This is a genomic window from Pseudomonas sp. 8_5_2 (genome assembly GCF_059295255.1).
On record NZ_CM181238.1, the window covers coordinates 869,709 to 893,841 of the forward strand.

1 protein-coding gene is annotated in these 24,133 nt (G+C 67.5%); it reads right to left on the bottom strand.

Annotated features, from left to right (window positions below):
• Positions 1-10: 10 nt before the first annotated feature.
• On the bottom strand, positions 11-24,088 hold the full coding sequence (locus AC5O5R_RS03975) for a BapA/Bap/LapF family large adhesin (protein ID WP_494514979.1): 24,078 nt from the start codon (positions 24,086-24,088) through the stop codon (positions 11-13).
• Between the last annotated feature and the right edge of the window lie 45 nt (positions 24,089-24,133).

A 24,133-nucleotide genomic window follows, 5' to 3' on the forward strand; every position in this document is an offset into this window, starting at 1 on the left:
TGCGGCGGCCTCAGACAACGTGGATTCCGTTCTGCACCCACAGGTGGTGGCTTGGATCCTCCTGGGCCGTGTATTGGTTATAGTCGACCCCGTCGGCGGTTTGGTACCCGACCAGGGTCCAGTTGTCCGTCATGTGAACCGAGTCTTTGTCGTCCCCCTTGATGATCAGTGTGTCGGTGCCGGTTTCGGTGATTGCCACCACGTCCGCCAGGTTGAGGGTCAGCGCCACGGAACTTGTGTCGTTGAGGTCGATGATTTCAATGTCATGCACCCGCCCGGCCACGTTACCCAGGTCGATGCTGGCATCGCCGCCGCCCCACAGCAGGGTGTCGGTACCGCTGCCACCCTCGACGCTGGCGAAGTTCTGGTCGACTACCACCAGGGTGTCATTGCCGGCACCACCCTGCAGGGTGATATGCCCGCCCTGGCTGCCATCGAGGTGGTCGTTGCCGTCGGTGCCGGCGATCACATCGGTGGTGGCTGCCAGACTGGCCAGCGCAACCGTTTCGTCACCGCTTTCAGACAGCAGCGAAGTGGTGGTGACGAGGCCGGCGGCGTTGTCCAGGTTGACGGTGAGCGTTGCCGTGTCGGTGCTGCCGTTGGGGTGGGTGAGCTCGTAGGTGAAGGTGTCGTGCTGGCCGACCGCCGCCGAGGTCAGCCCCGAATTGAGGGTGTAGGTGTAGCTGCCGTCGGCGTGCACCAGCAACGTGCCGTAGGTGCCGGCAACGCTCACCCCGTTGTAGCCCGGGATGGTGTAGGTGTTGGCCGCCGTCAGCACGCTCAGCACGGTCAAGGCGGAGCCGACGTTGTCATCCGTCAGCAGGTTGCCGGTGGCCGCCGTCGCGCCGCTGACCACGAACTCGGTCAGGTGCGTGGTGGTGGCGTTGAGGCTGGTGGTGATTGAACTGAGCAAGCCGATGCCGCCCGCCGTGACACGTACGTGGTAAGTGCCGGCCCCCTGGTTCTGGAAGGTATACCCCGCACCGCCACCCAGCAGGCTGATCAGCGAGCCACCGTTGACCGTCTGCACCAGCACGTACTGGCCGGTAGCCGGGTTGAGCTTGAGCAGCTCGATGGTGGTGCCGTTGAGCAGGCTCAGCAGGTTGCTGGAGTTGACCACCACTTGCAGGTTGGCCGTGGTATCGGCGGCAACCGTGGCGGTGTAGGTGGCCTGCCGCGAACCAATTACAGGCAGGTTCAGCACGCCGAGCGTGGCGCTGCTGGTGTCTACCCGGTTGGCCAGCGTCAGGTCGCTGAAGCCGACATCGTTGACGGCATCGACTACCGTGGCTGGCGCAGCGTAGTTGATGTCGCTCCAGATCTCCGTGGCCTGCGGGCTGTCGATGCGCACGTACAGGTTGGCGGCATCGGTCACACCGTTCGGGTGCGCCAGCTGATAGCTGAACACATCGACCTTGCCGACGCTGGCCGGGCTGCCGTTAGGGGTGTAGGTGTAGCTACCGTCGGCGCGGATCACCAGGGTGCCGTACAGGCCCTGGACCGTGGTGGCGGTACCCGCCGTGACATAGCTGCCGTCCTTCAGCACTTGCAGCACGGCGGCGCTGTCCGGGCCACGGGCATCGACGCTGCCGTCGGTACCCACGTCGGTGATGACGTTGCCGGTGGTGGCAGTGCCGGTGCCGGTGAACTGGGTCAGGCTGGTGGCCGTGATGTCCAGCGTGGTTGTGACCTGGGTGGCGACGCCAATGCCGCCGCTACCCACGGTCAGGCGGTAGTCGCCTGCCTGCAGTTTGCCGATATCGACCTGCAGCCCGATGGGCAGCACGATCAGGTCGAGCAGCCCCTGGGTGTTGCCGGTGGCGAGGGTCACCCAGGCGCCGCTGGCGTCTTTCACCTGCAGGGTGAACGAAGCGTTGTTGAGTAGCGCCAGCACGCTGTTGGTGGTCAGGGTCAGGATCGGGTCGACCGTGGTGCCTGGCTCCACGGTCCAGGTGAAGGTCTTGGTGAAGCCCGACAGTACAGTCAGGAAGCTGTCTGTGTAGGTCTTGGTGGCGCTGACCGGTACCAGGTCGACCGTGGCCGTGGCCAGGTTGTCGCTGGCGATGACCGGCGCGTTCGCATCCACATCCGGCGCGGTGATGTTGACGTTGCCCGACACGTTGCCGCGGGGGTCGCTGACCGTCACCGAGAGGATCTGGCCGTTGTCCTGCGGCGGGGCCAGGGTCACAGTGAAGCCGCCGTCCGGGCGTACGGTTGCGGTCTGCAGCACGGTGCCGTTGGCGCTGCGCACGGTAACCGTGGCACCCACCTCGCCGGTACCGGTGAGGGTCGCGCCGTCGGCGCTGATCAGCAGGTTACCGGCAGCGGCTGGCGGGGTCAGGTCCGGTGCGGTAAGCGCGGTGCCGGTGGACACGTTGCCGGCGCTGTCGGTGAGGGTGACGCTGAGCGCCTGGTTGTCGATCTGGGCTGCAGTCAGGCTGACCACGAATGTGCCATTGCTGGCCACCGTCGCCGTGCCCAGCACGGTGCCGGCGCTGTTGCGCACGGTGACCGTGCTGCCGACCTGGCCAGTACCTGTGACCGAGGTGCCGTTGTTGTTGATGGCGGCAACCGGTGCAGCTGGCGGGGTAGTGTCCGGGGCAGGCAGGTTGACGCTGCCGGACAAGTTGCCAGCGGCATCGGCCTGCCGCACCACCAGCAGCTGCCCGTCGTTCTGTGCGGTGGTCAGGGTGATGGTGAAGCTGCCGTCTGCTTGCACCACACCGGTGCCAACCTGGCCGTTCGGGCCTTGAACGGTAACCGTCGCACCTGCCTCGCCACGGCCTGTCAGCACCGTGCCGGTGCCGTTGATTTGCACATTGGTCGGCGCGGCCGGCGGCTGCACATCGATGGCGGTGAAGCGGGTGCTGCCCGAGTTGTTGCCCGCCACATCGGCTTGGCTTACGCCCAGTTCCTGGCCGTTGAGCTGCGCGCTGTCCAGGGTGATGCTGAACGCACCACCGGCATTCACCACACCACTGCCGATCACGTTGCCGGTAGCGTCGCGCACGGTCACCGTGGCACCGGCTTCGCCGCTACCGGTCAGCACCAGGCCGTTGCTGGACAGGGCCGTCACCACCGGGTTGGCTGGCGGCGTAACGTCGGTGGCCTGCACGAAGGTAGGCTGCGACTCGCCGCCTACCAGTGCCACCGCAGTAACACTGATGTGCTGGCCATTGAGCAGAGGCGCGCTCAGCTGGAGCTCAAAGGTGCCGTTGAGTGTGGCACCCCCGGTGCCGATCAGGTTACCCCCGGCATCGTAGACGCGAATGCCGGTGCCACTGGGCGCACTGCCCGACAGCGTCAAGCCGTCGCTGCCCAGCGTCACGTTGCTCGGTGGCACGGGTGGGGCGATCAACGGGGTCACGTAAGTGGCCACCGCCGAGGTGTTGAAACCGTCGGATTGGGTCACCGCCAGCGTGGCCAGTGAACCGGCCGCCGGCACCAGGGTGATCTGGAAGTTGCCGGCGGCATCCACCTCACCCGTACCCAGCACCGCCCCGCCGCGGCTCACGGTGACTGTTGCGCCTGCCTCACCTTTACCGGTCAGTATGTTGAAGGTGTTGTTGATGCCCAGGTCGGTAACCAGTGCCGGTGGCGAGGTGTCGTTGGTCTGGTAAGCCGCTGGCAGCGATGCGTTGCCTGCTGCGTCCGTGGACACCACGCTCAGCAGCTGGCCATTGTTTTGCGCCGGGCTGATCGGCACGGTGAACTGGCCGTTATCACCGACCACCACCTCGCCGACCACGTTGTTGTTCGGCCCGCGCACGGTGATGGTGCTGCCTGCCTCGGCAGTACCGGTCATCGAGGTACCGGCCGGGTTGAGCAACAGGTCGCTCGGCTGCACAGGTGGCGTCAGGTCTGGTGCAGTCACCACCAGTGGCGCGGACGGGTTGCCGGTCGCGTCCTGGGCAATCAGGGTGAGCTGCTGGCCATTGATTTGCGCCGTAGTCAGGTCGATGACGAAGGTGCCGTCCGGGTCGACTGTCACCTGGCCCAGCAGGTCGCCATTGTTGTTGATCACGGTGACCCGTGTGCCGGCCTCGGCGGTACCGACCAGCTGTGTGCCGCTGTTGTTGATGACTGCAACGACGGTGTCCGGTGGCGTGATATCTGCTGCCGACACAGTGCTGATCGGCGAGATGTTGCCCGTGCCATCGGTCAGGGTTACCTGCAGCACCTGGCCATTGAGCTGCGCGTCGTCCAGGTTGACCGTAAAGGTGCCGTTGGCGGCGACCGTGGTGGTGCCAATCTGAGCCGTGCCGACGAACACCTGCACGGTGGCGCCCGCTTCACCGACGCCGGTAAGCACATCGCCCGCTGCGTTCAGCTGCAGCTCGGTGGCTGGCACAGGCGGCGTGAGGTCTGGCGCCCGCACTTCGACCGGCTCGCTGACGTTGCCGGGTGGATCGGCCTGCTGTACCGACAGCACTTCATCGTTGATCTGCGGGGGTGACAGTTCGACGCGGAAGCTACCGTCGGCAAGCACCGTACCCGTGCCCAGCAGGGCACCGGCGGCATTGTTTACGGTAACCGTCGCCCCGGGCTCGCCCAGGCCGGTGACCACGCTGCCGTCGGTGTTGACGCCCACCTGGGTGAGCGCTGCCGGCGGGGTAAAGTCCGGCGTCAGCAGGGTTGCCACCGCCGACACGTTGCCGGCGCCGTCGGCCTGGGTGAAGCTGAGCAGTTCGGCGTTGCCCAGTGCCGGGTTCAGGGTGATGGTGAAGTAGCCACTGGCATCGACCACGGCGCTGCCGATTTCGTCGCCGGCCGGGTTGGTCACAGTCACCAGCGCGCCAGCTTCGCCACGGCCGGTGAGGGTGACGCCGTCACCGGAGATGGCCAGTTCGCCTGGTGCGGCGGGTGGCGTGGTATCCGGCGCAGTGACGGCGCTGGAATCCGACTGGTTCCCAGCCGCGTCGGTCAGTACCACATTCACCTGCTGGCCGTTGGCTTGCGGCGAATCGAGATTGACCTGGAAGCTGCCATCAGCGCGCACTGTCGCGGTGCCCAGCACGCTGCCGTCGCTGGCCAGGACCTTGACTGCCGCCCCCGCCTCGCCGGTACCGTTGAGCAGGCTGCCGCCCCCGGCAAAGGCCAGGTTCTCGGCGGCATCCGGGGCCACCCGATCGGGTGCGATCAGGCTGACGCTGTTGGACTCGTTGCCGGCAGCGTCCCATTGCACGGCGCTGATCTGCTCGCCGTTGATTTGCGCGCCGCTCAAGTCGGCGCTGAAGTTGCCGTTGGCATCGACCAGTGCAGTGCCCAGGTCGACACCGCCTTCACCCGTGACGGTAACGGTAGCCCCAGGCTCGCCGCGGCCACTGAGCACCAGGCCATCGTTGGACAGCACCAGGTTGGTCAGTGGTTGCGGCGCGGTGGTATCCGGTGCCTGCAGGCTGGCCGGCAGCGATACCGCCCCATCGGTGCCCGTGGCACTGACTTGCAGCAGCTCGCCGTTGGCCTGCGCACTGCCCAGATTGACGGTGAAGGTACCGTCGTTGGCGACCGGGCTGGTGCCCAGCAATACGCCGTTCGGGCCGTACACGATGACTGTGGTGCCAGCTGGTGCGGTACCTGTCACCGACAGGCCGTCGGCCGCCAGTACCAGGTTGTCCGGCGTATCAGGCACGAGCACGCCCGGTGCCGTGACGTTTTGCTCAGGCGATACGTTCTGCGCAGCGTCCGCTTGCACCACGCTCAGGCTTTCGCCGGTAATCGCGGCCGGCGACAGGCTGACGCTGAAGTGCCCGTCGGCAGCCACCGTGGCAGTGCCCAGCGCAGTCCCGTCCGCTGCCCGCACGGTGACAGTGGCGCCTGCCTCGCCGTTGCCAGCCAGGGTAGCGCCGTCAGCAGATACCGCAAGGTTGCTCACGGCGGCGGGTGGCGTGGTGTCGGCTGCGGCGTAGGGGGCTGCCGGCGATACATTGCCGGCAGCATCGGTTGCCGTGACCTGCAAGGCCTGGCCATTGGTCTGGGCGCTGTTCAGGGTGACCTGGAAGGTGCCGTTGCTGCCGGCAACTGCCGTGCCCAGAACGTTGCCGCTGGCATCGCGAACAGTCACGGTGCTGCCGGCTTCGGCGTTACCGGTCAGTTGCAGGCCGGTGGCCGCCAGGGCCAGTGCAGTCGGTGTGGCCGGTGGTGTGAAGTCAGGCGCGGTGACCGCCACGGCGCTGGAAGTGTTGTTGCCTGCGTCGGTCTGGGTCACGCTCAGCTGCTGGGCATTGAGCTGGGCGCTGGTGAGGGTCAGGGTGAAGCTGCCGTTGGCAGCGACCAGGCCGGTGCCGATTATGGTGCCATCCGGGCCGCGCACGCTCACCGTGGCGCCAGCTTCGCCCAGGCCGGTCAGGGTCAGTCCGTTATTGTTCAGCGCCACATTGGTCAGCGCTGCTGGCGGGGTCAGGTCCGGGGTCGCCACGTTGACCGCTGGCGAGGTATTGCCGGCGGCATCCACTTGCGTGACGCCGATGGCCTGGCCGTTGGTTTGCGGGGTGTCGAAGGTCACCGTGAAGCGCCCGTCGGCGCCTACCGTGGCCGTGCCGAGCACAGTACCGGCGGCATTGCGTACCTGTACCGTAGCACCCACTTCACCGCTGCCGGACAACTGCCGGCCGTCCTGGCTCAGCGCCGGGTTGCCGATGGCTGCAGGCGGCGTGCGGTCTGGCGTGGCCAGGCTGGCCGGACCGGATACGTTGCCGGCGGCATCACTGAGGGTGACCTGCAGTGGGCTGCCGGTGGTTTGTGCGCTAGGCAGGGTGACCTGGAACTGGCCGCTCTGGTTGACGGTGCCGGTGGCCAGGATGGCACCACTGGCATCGCGCACCGTGACGCTGGCACCCGCTTCGCCCTGGCCGCTGAGCACGGTAGCTGCGCCGTTGAGGCTGAGATTGCTGGCGGCCAGCGGTGCCTGCAGGTCGGGTGCCTGCAGGCTGGCGGCGAGCGATACGTTACCTGCGGCGTCGGCCTGGGTGACGATCAGGTTCTGGCCGTTGGCGACCGCTGGCGTGAGGGTGACGGTGTACAAGCCGTTGCTGCCCACGGTGGCGGTACCGAGCACAGTGCCCTGGGTATCGGTCACGCGTACGGTAGCGCCGACTTCGCCCTGGCCGGTCAGCGTACTGCCGGTCCGGTCGATGGCTGCGGTCGGTGCATTCGGCCCCGTGGTGTCGTTGGCCACCAGGGTGGCTGGCACCGAAGGCTCGCCGTCGACCGTGGTGCGGGCGCTGACTTGCAGGGTCTGGGCATTGAGCTGGGCGTTCTGGAAGAACACGCGGAAGGTGCCGTCGCTGCCGACGGTGGCGGTGCCCAGGGTGGTGCCCCCGGAAGTTACGGTGATCAGCGAGCCGACGGTGCCCTGGCCGGTGAGCAGGAAGCCGTCGGCGCTGATGCTCAGGCCGGTAGGCGTTGCGGCTTCGGTGCCGGTAGGCCCGGCCACTGGCACTTCAGTGGAAATATTGCCCGCCGGGTCGATGACCACCACGGTGCCGTTGTCGCCAGCGGCCAAGGGCGGGTCTACCGGCACCACGAAGGTGCCGTCCGGGCCTGCGGTGCCGCTGCCGACAGGATTGCCGTCGGCGTCACGCACTTCCACGGTACTGCCTGGCTCGGCGCTGCCGCCCACGGTGGTGCCGTCCGGGCTGACGATAATCCCGGTGGCTGGCAGTGGGTCGGTGGTGTCTGGCGCAGTGGTGGTGATTGGCGCCGAATCGTTACCGGCAGCGTCGGTCACGACCACGGTCAGTGTCTCGCCGTTGGTCAGCGGGTCGGTCAGTGGCACGCTGAAGCTGCCGTCCGGGTCGACCGGTACGGTGACCACGTTGCCCGCGCTGTCGGTCACAGTGACAGTGCTGGCGCCCGGTGCACTGCCGGTGACGGTGGTGCCGTCATCGCTGACTGCCACCTCGGTAGGCAGGGCCGGCGGGGTGATGTCTGGTGCGGTGACTGGGGTGCTGTCGGAGACGTTGCCGGCAGCATCGGTCAGGGTCACCTCGAGTACCTGCCCATCAAGCTGTGCAGGCGCCAGCGGTACGGTGAAGTTGCCACCCGCCGGTACCACCACGCTGCCGAGCAGGTCGCCGGCGACGTTGCGTACTTCGACGGTGCTGCCTGCTTCACCAGTGCCCTGGATGGCGTTGCCACCCGCGGTGATGGTGAGGCCTGCCGGTGCGGTTGGCGCAGTATTGTCGTCGGCCGTGAAGCTGGTCGAAGGCGAGGCGTTGCCGCCTTCATCGATCAGCACCACCGAGACTGTTTCGCCGTTGGTTTGCGGTGGGGCTATCGGTACCTGGAAGGTGCCGTCGCCGTCCACCACCACGGTGCCCAGCAAATCCCCGGCACTGTTGCGTACTTCCACGGTGCTGCCTGCTTCGCCCTGGCCGCTGAGCAGCGTACCTTCTTCGTTCAGGCCAAGGCCCTGGGCCGGCAGCGGTGCCTCGAGGTCCGGAGCGGTCACGGTGTCGGCAGGGGAAGGGTTGCCGGCGCTGTCCGCCTGGGTGACGGTCAGCGTCTGGCCATTCACCTGCGCAGGGTTGATGGCCACGCTGAAGCTGCCATCTGCCTGCACGGTGGCGGTGCCCACTACCGCGCCGCCGGTGCCGGTGACGGTGACTTGCGCCCCGGGTTCACCGGTACCTGTGAGGGTAGTGCCGTCGCCCGACAGGCTGAGGGCGCCGGGAATCGCCGGAGCCTCGCTGTCGGGTGCCGCCAGATCTACGGCCGCCGACAGGTTGCCGGTCGGGTCGCGCTGCTCCACGGTCAGCGCCTGGCCGTTGGTTTGTGGCGGGTCAAGGGTGATTTCGAAGGCGCCGTCTGCGTCAACCACAACGCTGCCGAGCGCACTGCCATCCGGGCCGCGCACGGTGACGGTGGCGCCCGGCTCGCCGTTGCCGGTCACCGTGGTGCCGGTGTCGTCGATGGCCGGTGTAGTGACCACTTGCGGTGGCGTGGTATCTGGCGCGGTGAAGTCTACCGGGCCTGCGCTGTTGCCGAGGTTGTCGGTGGCGTCCACGGTCAGGCTTTCGCCGTTGCGTTGGGCGGTATTCAGGGTGACGTCGAAGCGACCGTCCGCGCCCACCGTCGCAGTGCCCAGGACGTTGCCGTCGGCATCGCGCACGGTGATGGTCGAGCCGCTCTGGCCCTCGCCGGTCAGGTGGATACCGGCGGTATCGATGGCCAGGCCCGAGGGTTGCAGCGGCCCGTCCAGGTCAGGGGCATTGATGGTGGCGGTCGAGGTGTTGCCGGCGTTGTCGCGCAGCACCACGTCCAGTTCCTGGCCGTCGGTTTGCGCTGGTGCCAGCTGCACGCTGATGACACCGTCGGCGCCCACCTGGGCATTACCCAGCACATTGCCCTGGGCGTCGATGACCTGCACCGTGGTACCTGGCTCGCCGCGCCCGGTGAGGGTGCTGCCATCGTTGCTCAGCTGCAGCTCGGTCGCTTCGTTGGGCGGGGTGATGTCCGGTGCGCTGACCTGGGTCGGCAGCGAGCTGTTGCCATCGGCATCGATGGCCACCACGTCGAGTGCTTCGCCGTTTGCCTGAACCGGCGTGAGGCCAATGGTGAAGCTGCCGTCCTGGCCGACTTGTACGCTGCCGACCACGTTGCCCTGGGCGTCCCGAACCTCCACCAGCGAGCCTGCCGGGGCGGTGCCGCTGACTGCACTGCCATCGCCTGCCACTACCACGTCGCTGGGGCTTTCTGGCACGGGTGCATCCGCCACGATCACGCCCAGGCCAACCGAAGGGTTGCCAGCGGCATCGATCTGCACCAGCACGATGGTTTCGCCAGCCGCCAGCGGGGTGTCGAGATCGACCACGAAGGTGCCATTGGCGGCGACGGTGCCGGTGCCGATCAGGTTGCCATCGGCATCACGCACTTCGACGCTGGCCCCGGCTTCGCCGCGACCCGATACGGCCAGCCCGCCCGCACCGGCTGCTACGTTGGTGATGATGTCCGGCGGGGTAATGTCCGGCGTCACATAACTGAGCGGCACGGAGGTATTGCCAGCCGCATCGATGACCGTGACGGTGACGGTCTCGCCGTTGGCCTGAGGTGGGTCGAGGGTGAGGGTGAAGCTGCCATCGAGCTCGGCGATGGTGTTGCCGATCAGGTTGCCGTCAGCATCATGCACTTCCACCCGCGCGCCAGGTTCGGCGCTGCCCACCAGGGTTTCACCCTCGGTCAGCACCAGCCCTGCCGGTTGCAGTGGGGCCACGTTGTCCGGGGTAAGCAGTGGGGCTGGCGTGGACACGTTGCCGGCGCCATCGGTCAGGGTCACCTGCAGGGACGAACCGTCCACCACCGGGTCCGGCAGTTGTACGGTGAAGCTGCCGTCCGGCTGCACGGTACCGCTGATCAGCAGCTCGCCCTGGTCGTTGCGCACTTCCACGGTCGCGCCCACTTCGCCGCGGCCCGACACGGTAAGGCCGTCGTCGCTGATGGCCAGGTTGCTGGCCGGTTCCGGCGGTGTGATATCGCCGCCATTATCGACGATCGGCGCGGTAACCGTGCCGGCCAGGGAAGCATTGCCGGCAGCATCGGTAGCGGTGACCTGCAGTTGTTCCCCAGCCACTTGCGCTGGGCTGAGGGTGATTTCGAAGGCACCGGTGGCACCCACCACGACACTGCCCAGCTCGGTAGTGCCGTCGGCGGCCAGTACACGCACGGTGCTGCCCACTTCGGCGCGGCCGGTGACGACGGTGCCGGTCGGGTTGACCACCAGGTCGCTTGGCTCCAGCGGCGCGGTGATGTCCGGCGCGGAGACTTGTACCGGTAGCGACGAAGTACCGTTATTGTCGATGGCCACCACGTCCAGCAGTTCGCCATTGGCCTGGGCCGGGTCGAGCACGACGGTGAAGGTACCCTCGGCACCTACAACGATGCTGCCCACCAGGGTGCCGTCAGCGTCATGCACCTCGACGCGGCTGCCCACCGGGGCCGAGCCGCTGATGCTGGTGCCGTCCTCGGCCACCACCAGCTCGCTTGGGCTGGCAGGTGTGGTCACCAGCGGTACATCGTAGTCCAGCGCTGTCGATGCATTGCCGCTCGCGTCGGTCTGCACCAGGCTCAGGCGCTCGCCCGGCAGCGCGGCAGGGTCGAGGTCGAGCAGGATGGTGCCGTTGGCGGTCACCGTGCCGGTGCCGATCAGCGCGCCGTTGGCGTCGCGCACCTCGACGGTGGCCCCGGATTCACCGCGGCCGCTCAGGGTCAGGCCGTCGGCGCCGACCACGATGTTGCTGACCACCGCAGGTGGTGTGATGTCCGGTGCATCGAACTGCAATGGGGTGGAGGTATTGCCGGCAGCATCCACCAGGCGGATGTCGAGCACTTCGCCATTGGCCTGGGCAGGCGACAAGGTGACGCTGAAACTGCCGTCCTCGTTGGCCAGGCCGGTGCCGATCACGTCGCCAGTGGCGTCGCGCACCTGCACCGTGGCGCCTGGCTCGCCGCTACCAGTCAGGGTAACGCCGTCGACCAGCTCCAGGCCCGACGGTTGCGCAGGGGCTTGCAGGTCCGGGGTATTCACTGTACCCGGTTCGGATTCGTTGCCGGCGGCGTCGGTCAGCACCACTTGCAAGCTGCTGCCATCGTTAACCGGCGGGTCCAGGGTGAGCTGGAAGGTGCCATCGGGGGTGACCGTGCCGTTGGCCAGCACGTTGCCTTGGGCATCACGTACTTCGACGCTGGCACCGGCCTCGCCACGGCCGTTCAGCTGACCACCGGCCAGGCCGATGACCAAATTGGTCGGGGCTTCTGGCGGCGTGGTGTCGCCGCCGTCGATGTCCGGTGCGGTGACATTGCCAGCGGTGGAGGCATTGCCGGCAACGTCGGTGGCGGTGACTTGCAGCTGCTCGCCGTTCACTTGTGGTGGGTCGAGGGTGATGCTGAAGCTGCCGGTGGCGCCGACGACTACGGTGCCCAGCACGGTGGTGCCGTCGGCTGCCAGCACGCGCACGGTGCTGCCGGCTTCGGCACGGCCGGTGACCACGGTGCCGTCGCCATTGATCAGCAGTTCGCTCGGGGCGACCGGTGCGGTGATGTCCGGTGCGCTTACCTGTACCGGCAGGGACGAGGCGCCGCTAGCGTCGATGGCCACCACATCCAGCAGTTCGCCGTTGGCCTGGGCCGGGTTGAGGATGACGGTGAAGGTACCTTCGGCACCTACCACGATACTGCCCACCAAGGTGCCGTCAGCGTCATGCACCTCGACGCGGCTGCCCACCGGGGCGCTGCCGCTGATGCTGGTGCCGTCTTCGGCCACCACCAGTTCGCTCGGGCTGGTCGGGGCAGTGGTCAGCGGTACTTCGAACGCAAGCGCTTCGGAGGCGTTACCGGCGGCGTCGGTTTGCACCAGGCTCAGTTGCGCGCCTGGCTGGGCGGCGGGGTCGAGGTCGGCGATGAAGGTGCCGTTTTCGCCGACAGTAGCAGTGCCGATGACGGTGCCGTCGGCATCGCGCACCTCCACGGTAGCACCGGCCTCGCCACGGCCACTGAGCACCAGGCCATCGGCGCCGACCACGATATTGCTGACGGCGGTTGGCGGTGTGATGTCCGGGGCATCGAATTGCAGCGGTTCGGAGTTGTTGCCGGCTGCGTCCGACAGCCGCACTTCCAGCGCCTCGCCATTGGCCTGGGCCGGGAACAGCGTGAGGCTGAAGGTGCCGTCCTCGTTGACCAGGCCGGTGCCGATCACAGTACCGGCAGCGTCGCGCACCTGCACGGTGGCGCCAGGTTCGCCGCGCCCGCTGAAGGTGACGCCATCAACCAGGGCCAGCTCGGTGGGTTGCGCAGGGGCTTGCAGGTCCGGGGTATTCACTGTGCCCGGTTCGGATTCGTTGCCGGCGGCGTCGGTCAGCACCACTTGCAGGCTGCTGCCATCGTTAACCGGCGGGTCCAGGGTGATCTGGAAGGTGCCATCGGGGTTGACCGTGCCGTTGGCCAGCACGTTGCCCTGGGCATCGCGCACTTCGACGCTGGCACCGGCCTCGCCACGGCCGTTCAGCTGGCCACCGGCCAGGCCGATGACCAGGTTGGTCGGGGCTTCTGGCGGCGTGCTATCGCCGCCGTCGATGTCCGGTGCGGTGACATTGCCGGCGGTGGAGGCATTACCGGCGACGTCGGTGGCGGTGACTTGCAGCTGCTCGCCGTTCACTTGTGGCGGGTCGAGGGTGATGCTGAAGCTGCCGGTGTCGCCGACTACCACGGTGCCCAGTACGGTGGTGCCGTCGGCGGCCAGCACACGCACGGTGCTGCCGGCTTCGGCACGGCCGGTGACGACGGTACCGTCGCCATTGATCAGCAGTTCGCTCGGGGCGACCGGTGCGGTGATGTCCGGTGCGCTTACCTGTACCGGCAGGGACGAGGCGCCGCTAGCGTCGATGGCCACCACATCCAGCAGTTCGCCGTTGGCCTGGGCCGGGTTGAGGGTGACGGTGAAGGTACCTTCGGCACCTACCACGATACTGCCCACCAAGGTGCCGTCAGCGTCATGCACCTCGACGCGGCTGCCCACCGGGGCGCTGCCGCTGATGCTGGTGCCGTCTTCGGCCACCACCAGTTCGCTCGGGCTGGTCGGGGCAGTGGTCAGCGGTACTTCGAACGGCAGCGCTTCGGAGGCATTGCCGGCGGCGTCGGTTTGCACCAGGCTCAGTTGCGCGCCTGGCTGGGCGGCGGGGTCGAGGTCGGCGAGGAAGGTGCCGTTTTCGCCGACAGTAGCAGTGCCGATGACGGTGCCGTCGGCATCGCGCACCTCCACGGTAGCACCGGCCTCGCCACGGCCACTGAGCACCAGGCCATCGGCGCCGACCACGATATTGCTGACGGCGGTTGGCGGTGTGATGTCCGGGGCATCGAATTGCAGCGGTTCGGAGTTGTTGCCGGCTGCGTCCGACAGCCGCACTTCCAGCGCCTCGCCATTGGCCTGGGCCGGGAACAGCGTGAGGCTGAAGGTGCCGTCCTCGTTGACCAGGCCGGTGCCGATCACAGTACCGGCAGCGTCGCGCACCTGCACGGTGGCGCCAGGTTCGCCGCGCCCGCTGAAGGTGACGCCATCAACCAGGGCCAGCTCGGTGGGTTGCGCAGGGGCTTGCAGGTCCGGGGTATTCACTGTGCCCGGTTCGGATTCGTTGCCGGCGGCGTCGGTCAGCACCACTTGCAAGCTGCTGCCATCGTTAACCGGCGGGTCCAGGGTGAGCTGGAAGGTGCCATCGGGGGTGACCGTGCCGTTGGCCAGCACGTTGCCTTGGGCATCACGTACTTCGACGCTGGCACCGGCCTCGCCACGGCCGTTCAGCTGGCCACCGGCCAGGCCGATGACCAGGTTGGTCGGGGCTTCTGGCGGCGTGCTATCGCCGCCGTCGATGTCCGGTGCGGTGACATTGCCGGCGGTGGAGGCATTACCGGCGACGTCGGTGGCGGTGACTTGCAGCTGCTCGCCGTTCACTTGTGGTGGGTCGAGGGTGATGCTGAAGCTGCCGGTGGCGCCGACGACTACGGTGCCCAGCACGGTGGTGCCGTCGGCTGCCAGCACGCGCACGGTGCTGCCGGCTTCGGCACGGCCGGTGACCACGGTGCCGTCGCCATTGATCAGCAGTTCGCTCGGGGCGACCGGTGCGGTGATGTCCGGTGCGCTTACCTGTACCGGCAGGGACGAGGCGCCGCTAGCGTCGATGGCCACCACATCCAGCAGTTCGCCGTTGGCCTGGGCCGGGTTGAGGGTGACGGTGAAGGTACCTTCGGCACCTACCACGATACTGCCCACCAAGGTGCCGTCAGCGTCATGCACCTCGACGCGGCTGCCCACCGGGGCGCTGCCGCTGATGCTGGTGCCGTCTTCGGCCACCACCAGTTCGCTCGGGCTGGTCGGGGCAGTGGTCAGCGGTACTTCGAACGGCAGCGCTTCGGAGGCATTGCCGGCGGCGTCGGTTTGTACCAGGCTCAGTTGCGCGCCTGGCTGGGCGGCGGGGTCGAGGTCGGCGAGGAAGGTGCCGTTTTCGCCGACAGTAGCAGTGCCGATGACGGTGCCGTCGGCATCGCGCACCTCCACGGTAGCACCGGCCTCGCCACGGCCACTGAGCACCAGGCCATCGGCGCCGACCACGATATTGCTGACGGCGGTTGGCGGTGTGATGTCCGGGGCATCGAATTGCAGCGGTTCGGAGTTGTTGCCGGCTGCGTCCGACAGCCGCACTTCCAGCGCCTCGCCATTGGCCTGGGCCGGGAACAGCGTGAGGCTGAAGGTGCCGTCCTCGTTGACCAGGCCGGTGCCGATCACAGTACCGGCAGCGTCGCGCACCTGCACGGTGGCGCCAGGTTCGCCGCGCCCGCTGAAGGTGACGCCATCAACCAGGGCCAGCTCGGTGGGTTGCGCAGGGGCTTGCAGGTCCGGGGTATTCACTGTGCCCGGTTCGGATTCGTTGCCGGCGGCGTCGGTCAGCACCACTTGCAAGCTGCTGCCATCGTTAACCGGCGGGTCCAGGGTGAGCTGGAAGGTGCCATCGGGGGTGACCGTGCCGTTGGCCAGCACGTTGCCTTGGGCATCACGTACTTCGACGCTGGCACCGGCCTCGCCACGGCCGTTCAGCTGGCCACCGGCCAGGCCGATGACCAGGTTGGTCGGGGCTTCTGGCGGCGTGCTATCGCCGCCGTCGATGTCCGGTGCGGTGACATTGCCGGCGGTGGAGGCATTACCGGCGACGTCGGTGGCGGTGACTTGCAGCTGCTCGCCGTTCACTTGTGGTGGGTCGAGGGTGATGCTGAAGCTGCCGGTGGCGCCGACGACTACGGTGCCCAGCACGGTGGTGCCGTCGGCTGCCAGCACGCGCACGGTGCTGCCGGCTTCGGCACGGCCGGTGACCACGGTGCCGTCGCCATTGATCAGCAGTTCGCTCGGGGCGACCGGTGCGGTGATGTCCGGTGCGCTGATCGACGTTGGCAGGGACGAAACTCCCTCATCATCGATCGCCACCACGTCCAGCAGTTCGCCATTGGCCTGAATCGGGTCAAGTGCCACGGTGAAGCTTCCATCGGCACCTGCGACCACGCTGCCGAGCAGTGTGCCATTGGCATCATGTACTTCCACGCGGGTGCCGGCAGGTGCAGTACCGCTGATGCTGCTGCCATCTTCGGCGAAGACCAGATCGCTTGGGCTGGCTGGGGCGGTAGTGGCCGGCACTTCGAACTGCAGTGCCTGCGAGGCGTTACCGCTTGGGTCGCTCTGCACCAGGCTCAGTTGCTCACCCGGCTGGGCTGCCGGATCGAGGTCGACGAGGAAGGTGCCGTTGGCCGCCACCACACCGGTGCTGATCACGCTGCCACTGGCATCGCGCACTTCGACGGTCGCACCTGGTTCACCACGGCCGCTCAGGGCGAGGCCACCGGCGCCTACGATGATGTCGCTTACCGCCTCGGGCGGTGTGATGTCCGGTGCATCGAATTGCAACGGCGCCGAGGTGTTGCCGGCGGCATCCACCAGGCGCACGTCCAGTGCTTCACCGTTGGCCTGGGCAGGCGAAAGGGAAAGGCTGAACAGGCCGTCGGCGCCGACCAGGCCGGTACCGATCACGGTGCCGGCGGCATCGCGCACTTGCACGGTGGCACCGGGTTCACCGCGCCCGGTGAAGGTGACGCCGTTGATCAGGGTCAGCTCGATGGGCTGCGCAGGGGCCTGCAGGTCCGGGGAATTGACCGAAGCGGGTGGCGACACGTTGCCGGCGGCATCGGCCAGGGTCACTTGCAACGCGCTGCCGTCATTCACGGCAGGGTCCAGGGTGATGGTGAAGCTGCCGTCCGCCGCAACGGTGCCGGTGGCCAGTACATTGCCTGCGGCATCCACAACCTGCACGGTGGCACCGGGCTCGCCGCGACCGGCCAGCTGGCTGCCGGCCAGGCCGACTACCAGGTCAGTCGGCGCTGCCGGTGGCGTGATATCGACCCCATCGATATCCGGCGCAGTGACTGCGCTGGTCGCCGAGGTGTTGCCGGCGGCATCGGTTGCGGTCGCTTGCAGCACCTCGCCGTCGACCTGGGCGGGTTCCAGGGCAATGCTGAATACGCCGGTAGGGCCGACCACCACCGTGCCCAGCTCGGTGCCATCAGCGGCCACAACACGTAGGGTGCTGCCCGGTTCGGCGCGGCCGGTGATGACGCTGCCATCAGCGCTGACGGCCAGATCGCTTGGGGCGGCCGGTGCGGTGATATCGGGAGCGTTGATCTGCGTCGGCAACGAAGACACGTCGTCGACATCGATCGCCACCACATTCAGCAGTTCGCCGTTGGCTTGAGCAGGGTTGAGCTCGATGCTGAAGCTGCCATCGGCATTGGCCGTGGCGGTGCCGATCAGTGCACCGCCGGCATCGTGCACCTCGACGCGGCTGCCGGCAGGGGCAGTCCCGTTGAGGGTGGTGCCATCGGCATCAATGACCAGACCGCTCGGGCTGACCGGGGCGGTAGTGAGCGGCACTTCGTATTCGAAGGCGAGCGAAGCGTTACCGCTTGGGTCGACCTGAACCAGGCTCAGCTGCTCGCCAGGTTGTGCGGCCGGATCCAGGCTGATCAGGAAAGTGCCATTGGCGGTGACCACGCCACGGCCCAGCAGGTTGCCATCGGTATCACGCACTTCCACGGTGGCGCCGGCTTCGCCGCGGCCACTCAGGGCCGTGCCGCCCTGGCCTACCAGGATATCGCTGACGGCATTCGGTGGGGTGATATCCGGGGCGTTGTATTGCAGCGGTGCCGAGGTGTTGCCGGCGGCATCCACCAGGCGTACGTCCAAAGCTTCGCCGTTGGCCTGGGCAGGGGACAGATTCAGGCTGAATGTGCCGTCTTCGTTGACCACGCCACTGCCGATGATAGTGCCGGCTGCATCACGCACTTGCACGGTAGCGCCCGGCTCGCCGCTACCGGTGAAGGTCACGCCGTCGGCCAGGGCCAGTTCGGTTGGTTGGGCAGGGGGCAACAAGTCAGCCGAGGTTACCGAGCCCGGCTGCGAAATATTACCCGCCGCATCGGTCAGGGTGACTTGCAGGGTGCTGCCGTCAATTACGGCAGGGGCCAAGGCGATGATGAAGGTGCCGTCGGCGCCGACAGTGCCGGTGGCGATGATATTGCCCTCGGCGTCACGGACCTGCACGGTGCTGCCGGCTTCGCCGCGGCCGCTGAGTTGGCTGCCGGCCAGGCCGACTACCAGATCAGTCGGCGCTGCCGGTGGTGTGGTATCAACCCCGTCGATGTCCGGCGCGGTAACTGCGCTGGTCGCCGAGGTGTTGCCGGCGGCATCGGTTGCGGTCGCTTGCAGCACCTCTCCGTCGACTTGTGCGGGTTCCAGGGCAATGCTGAATACGCCGGTCGGCCCGACTACGGCAGTGCCCAGTTCGGTGCCATCGGCGGCCACGATGCGCACGGTGCTGCCTGGCTCGGCGCGGCCGGTGATGACGCTGCCATCGGCGCTGACGGCCAGTTCGGTCGGTGCAGCAGGGGCAGTGATGTCCGGAGCGGTGACCTGGGCAGGCAGCGAAGAAAGACCGCTGTCATCGATCGCGACCACATCCAGCAGTTCGCCATTGGCTTGAGCTGGATTGAGCTCGATGCTGAAGCTGCCATCGGCATTAGCGATGGCACTGCCGATCAGGGTGCCGTTGGCGTCATGCACTTCGACGCGGCTGCCTGCCGGGGCAGTACCGGTGAGGGTGGTGCCGTCGGCATCGATGGCCAGGTTGCTCGGGCTGTCCGGAGCGGTGGTCAGCGGCACATCGTACTCGACGGCCACGGACGCATTGCCGCTTGGGTCGGTCTGCACCAGACTCAGTTGGTCGCCGGGTTGGGCGGCCGGGTCGAGGTCGATAAGGAAGGTGCCGTTGGCACCGACCACGCCAGTGCCGATCACGCTGCCGCTGGCGTCACGTACTTCGACGGTGGCACCCGGTTCACCGCGGCCGCTCAGGGCCAGGCCTCCGGCGCCGACCACGATATTGCTCACCGCCTCGGGCGGGGTAATGTCCGGTGCATCGAATTGCAGCGGTGCCGAGGTGTTGCCGGCGGCATCCACCAGGCGCACGTCCAGTGCTTCACCGTTGGCCTGGGCGGGCGCCAATGTGACACTGAAGAGCCCGTCCGCACCCACTACACCAGTCCCGATGAGGGTGCCGGCGGCATCGCGCACCTGCACGGTAGCGCCCGGCTCGCCGCGACCGGTGAAGGTCACGCCATCGGCCAGGGCCAGTTCGGTTGGTTGAGCCGGCGGCAGCAGATCGGCGGAAGCCACGGAGCCCGGCTGCGAAATATTGCCAGCAGCGTCGGTCAGGGTAACTTGCAGGGTGCTGCCGTCAATTACGGCAGGGGCCAAGGCGATGACGAAGGTGCCGTCGGCGCCGACAGTGCCGGTGGCGATGATATTGCCCTCGGCGTCACGCACTTGCACGGTGCTGCCGGCTTCGCCGCGACCGCTGAGTTGGCTGCCGGCCAGGCCGATCACCAGATCGACAGGCGCCTCAGGTGGCGTGGTGTCGCCGCTGTCGATATCCGGCGCGGTGACCGAGCTGGCGACAGAGGTGTTGCCGGCGGCATCGGAGGCAGTAGCTTGCAGCACTTCGCCGTCCACTTGCGGCGGGTCAAGGGTGATGCTGAACACACCCGTTGCACCCACGACGGCAGTGCCGATCTCGGTGCCATCGGCGGCCACGATGCGGACGGTGCTGCCGGGTTCGGCGCGGCCTGTAAGCACGGTACCGTCAGCGCTCACAGCAAGTTCGGTTGGTGCAGCAGGGGCAGTGATGTCCGGAGCTGTGACCTGGGCAGGCAGCGAGGAAAGACCGCTGTCATCGATCGCGACCACATCCAGCAGTTCGCCATTGGCCTGGGCGGGGTTGAGTTCGATGGTGAAGCTGCCATCGGCGTTGGCGATGGCGCTGCCGATCAGGGTGCCGTTGGCATCGTGGACTTCGACGCGGGTGCCAGCCGGTGCGGTACCGGTCAGGGTGGTGCCGTCGGCATCGATGGCCAGGTTGCTAGGGCTGTCCGGAGCGGTGGTCAGCGGTACATCGTATTCGACGGCCACGGACGCATTGCCGCTTGGGTCGGTCTGCACCAGGCTCAGTTGGTCGCCGGGTTGGGCGGCCGGGTCGAGGTCGATCAGGAAGGTGCCGTTGGCACCTACCACGCCGGTGCCGATCACGCTGCCGCTGGCATCCCGTACTTCGACGGTGGCGCCTGGTTCACCGCGGCCGCTCAGGGCCAGGCCTCCGGCGCCGACCATGATGTTGCTCACCGCCTCGGGCGGGGTAATGTCCGGTGCATCGAATTGCAGTGGTGCCGAGGTGTTGCCGGCGGCATCCACCAGGCGTACGTCCAGGGCTTCGCCATTGGCTTGGGCGGGCGCCAATGTGACATTGAACAGGCCATCCGCACCCACCACGCCGGTGCCGATGATAGTGCCGGCTGCATCGCGCACCTGCACGGTAGCGCCTGGCTCGCCGCGACCGGTGAAGGTCACGCCGTCGGCCAGGGCCAGTTCGGTGGGTTGAGCGGGCGGCAGCAGGTCGGCCGAGGTCACGGAGCCCGGTTGAGAAACATTGCCCGCCGCATCGGTCAGGGTAACTTGCAGGGTGCTGCCGTCCACGACGGCGGGGTCCAGGGCCAGCACAAAGGTCCCATCCGACCCTACCGTGCCAGTGGCCAGGACATTGCCTTCGGCGTCACGCACTTGAACAGTGGTGCCGGCCTCGCCGCGACCGCTGAGCTGGCTGCCGGCCAGGCCGATCACCAGATCGACAGGCGCCTCAGGTGGCGTGGTATCGCCGCCGTCAATGTCCGGTGCAGTGACCGAACTGGCTTCTGAAGTGTTGCCTGCGGCATCGGAGGCGGTAGCTTGCAGCACTTCGCCGTCCACTTGCGGCGGGTCAAGGGTGATGCTGAACACACCCGTTGCACCCACGACGGCAGTGCCGAGTTCGGTGCCATCGGCGGCCACGATCCGCACGGTGCTGCCGGGTTCGGCGCGGCCTGTAAGCACGGTACCGTCAGCGCTGACAGCGAGTTCGGTCGGTGCAGCAGGGGCAGTGATATCTGGAGCGGTGACCTGGGCCGGCAGCGAGGAGAGACCGCTGTCATCGATCGCGACCACATCCAGCAGTTCGCCATTGGCCTGGGCGGGGTTGAGTTCGATGGTGAAGCTGCCATCGGCGTTGGCGATGGCACTGCCGATCAGGGTGCCGTTGGCATCGTGGACTTCCACGCGGGTGCCGGCGGGTGCGCTACCGGTGAGGGTGGTGCCGTCGGCATCAATGGCCAGGTTGCTTGGGCTGTCTGGTGCAGTGGTCAGCGGTACATCGTACTCGACGGCGACCGAGGCGTTACCGCTTGGGTCGGTCTGCACCAGGCTCAGTTGGTCGCCGGGTTGGGCGGCCGGATCCAGGTCGATCAGGAAGGTGCCGTTGGCACCGACCACGCCGGTGCCGATCACGCTGCCGCTGGCATCGCGTACTTCGACGGTGGCACCTGGTTCACCGCGCCCGCTCAGGGCGAGGCCAGCGGCACCGACGACAATATTGCTCACCGCCTCGGGTGGGGTGATGTCCGGTGCCTCGAATTGCAGCGGCGCCGAGGTATTGCCGGCGGCATCCACCAGGCGTACATCCACGGCTTCGCCGTTGGCCTGGGCAGGGGAGAGGGTCAGGCTGAACAGCCCGTCCGCACCCACTACACCAGTGCCGATGAGGGTGCCGGCAGCATCGCGCACCTGCACGGTAGCGCCCGGCTCGCCGCGACCGGTGAAGGTCACGCCATCGGCCAGGGCCAGTTCGGTTGGTTGAGCTGGCGGCAACAAGTCCGCCGAGGTTACCGAGCCCGGCTGCGACACGTTGCCAGCAGCATCGGTCAGGGTGACTTGCAAGGCGCTGCCGTCAATTACGGCAGGCGCCAATGCGATGATAAAGGTGCCGTCGGCGCCGACAGTGCCGGTGGCGATGGTATTGCCCTCGGCGTCATGCACTTGCACGGTGCTGCCGGCTTCGCCGCGACCGCTGAGCTGGCTGCCGGCCAGGCCGATCACCAGATCGACAGGCGCCTCAGGTGGCGTGGTGTCGCCGCCGTCGATGTCCGGTGCAGTGACCGAACTGGCTTCTGAAGTGTTGCCTGCGGCATCGGAGGCGGTAGCTTGCAGCACTTCGCCGTCTACCCGTGGTGAGTCAAGGGTGATGCTGAATACACCCGTTGCACCCACGACGGCAGTGCCGATCTCGGTGCCATCGGCGGCCACGATCCGTACGGTGCTGCCGGGTTCGGCGCGACCTGTCAGGACGGTACCGTCAGCGCTGACGGCCAGTTCGGTTGGTGCAGCAGGGGCAGTGATGTCCGGAGCGGTGACCTGGGCCGGCAGCGAGGAAAGACCGCTGTCATCGATCGCGACCACATCCAGCAGTTCGCCATTAGCCTGGGCGGGGTTGAGCTCGATGGTGAAGCTGCCATCGGCGTTGGCGACGGCGCTGCCGATCAGGGTGCCGTTGGCATCATGCACTTCGACGCGGCTGCCAGCCGGGGCAGTACCGGTCAGGGTGGTGCCGTCGGCATCGATGGCCAGGTTGCTCGGGCTGTCCGGAGCAGAGGTCAGCGGCACATCGTACTCGACGGCGACCGATGCGTTACCGCTTGGGTCGGTCTGCACGAGGCTCAGGTGTTCGCCGGCCTGCACGTCGAGTTCGAGCAGGAACGTGCCGTTGGCGGAGACCACTCCACGGCCCAGCAGGTTGCCATCGGCATCGCGCACTTCGACGGTGGCACCGGGTTCACCGCGGCCGCTCAGGGCCGTTCCCCCGGCGCCGACCAGAATGTCGGTGACGGCTTCGGGCGGGGTGATGTCGGGCGCGGTGAATTCCAGAGGAATCGAGCTGTTGCCGGCGGCATCCACCTGGCGGATATCCAGGGCTTCGCCGTTGGCCTGGGCAGGCGCCAGGGTCAGGCTGAAGGTGCCGTCGGCGTTGACCAGGCTAGTGCCAATGATATTGCCGGCCGCATCGCGAACCTGCACGGTGGCGCCGCGCTCCCCACGGCCGGTGAGGGTGACGCCGCTGGCCAGGGCCAGGTCGGTGGGCTGGTCTGGGGCGGTGGTATCAGGGGTGTCGACGTCCGGGGCAGTGATGCCGGCGGCCGGTGAAGTATTGCCGGCTGCGTCGGCGGCGCTCACTTCCAGGGCCTGGCCATCGGTTTGCGGTGGTTGCAGGGCGATGCTGAACTGGCCATCTGCACCCGCGACCGCCGTGCCCAGCAGCACACCGCCGGCGCCACGCACGGAAACTGTCGAGCCGGGCTCGGCGCGCCCGGTAAGGGTGCTGCCCTGCCCATCGATGGCCAGCTCGGTCGGGGCCAGTGGTGCCGTGGCGTCCGGGGCCGTGACGGTGCCGGGCGCCGAGACATTGCCGGCGCCATCGGTCAGGGTGACGTCAAGGTTCTCGCTGTTGATCTGCGGCGGGTTGAGCGCAACATCGAAACTGCCATCGGCAGCCACTGTGCCGCTGCCGATCAGGTTGCCGGCTGCATCACGGATGTTCACGGTGCTGCCGGCTTCGCCGCGCCCGGTCAGGCGCAGGCCATTTGGGGATACCAGCAGGTCGATCGGTGTGGCCGGTGGCGTGGTGTCGCCCGGCTCTGATCCGCTACTGCTGCCGCCACCGCTGTGATCGGCCGCCGCTGCCGCACCGCCGACACCGAGCAGGCTGAGCCCGGCAATCGCCCAGGTGGGCATGGCGCTACCGGCACTGCCGATACCCGCCACCAGCTCGTCCAGCGAGGCCACGTCTTCGAAGGTGAAACCGGTAAACGCCGCCGCATCGTACTGGGCATGCCACAGGGTGCCGTCTTCGCCGACAAAGACAATATCGCTGCCAACCCCGGCCTGGTCCACGGCGAAGAAGTTGCCGATAGTCACTTTTTCACCCGACTTCAGCGTGACGATCAGGTCTTGCCCGCGCTGGGTGACGGTGGCTACCTGGTCAGGGGCCACAGGCATCTGTACGACGCCCGGTCCGTTAAGCGTGATGTTGCCAAAGGCGTTCTGGGTGGCGACTGCGGATTGCTTATCGGCGACGACGATGTTGTCCATGGATGCTCCCTGCTGGTATGCGGATCCCCCGGCCCGAACTATTCG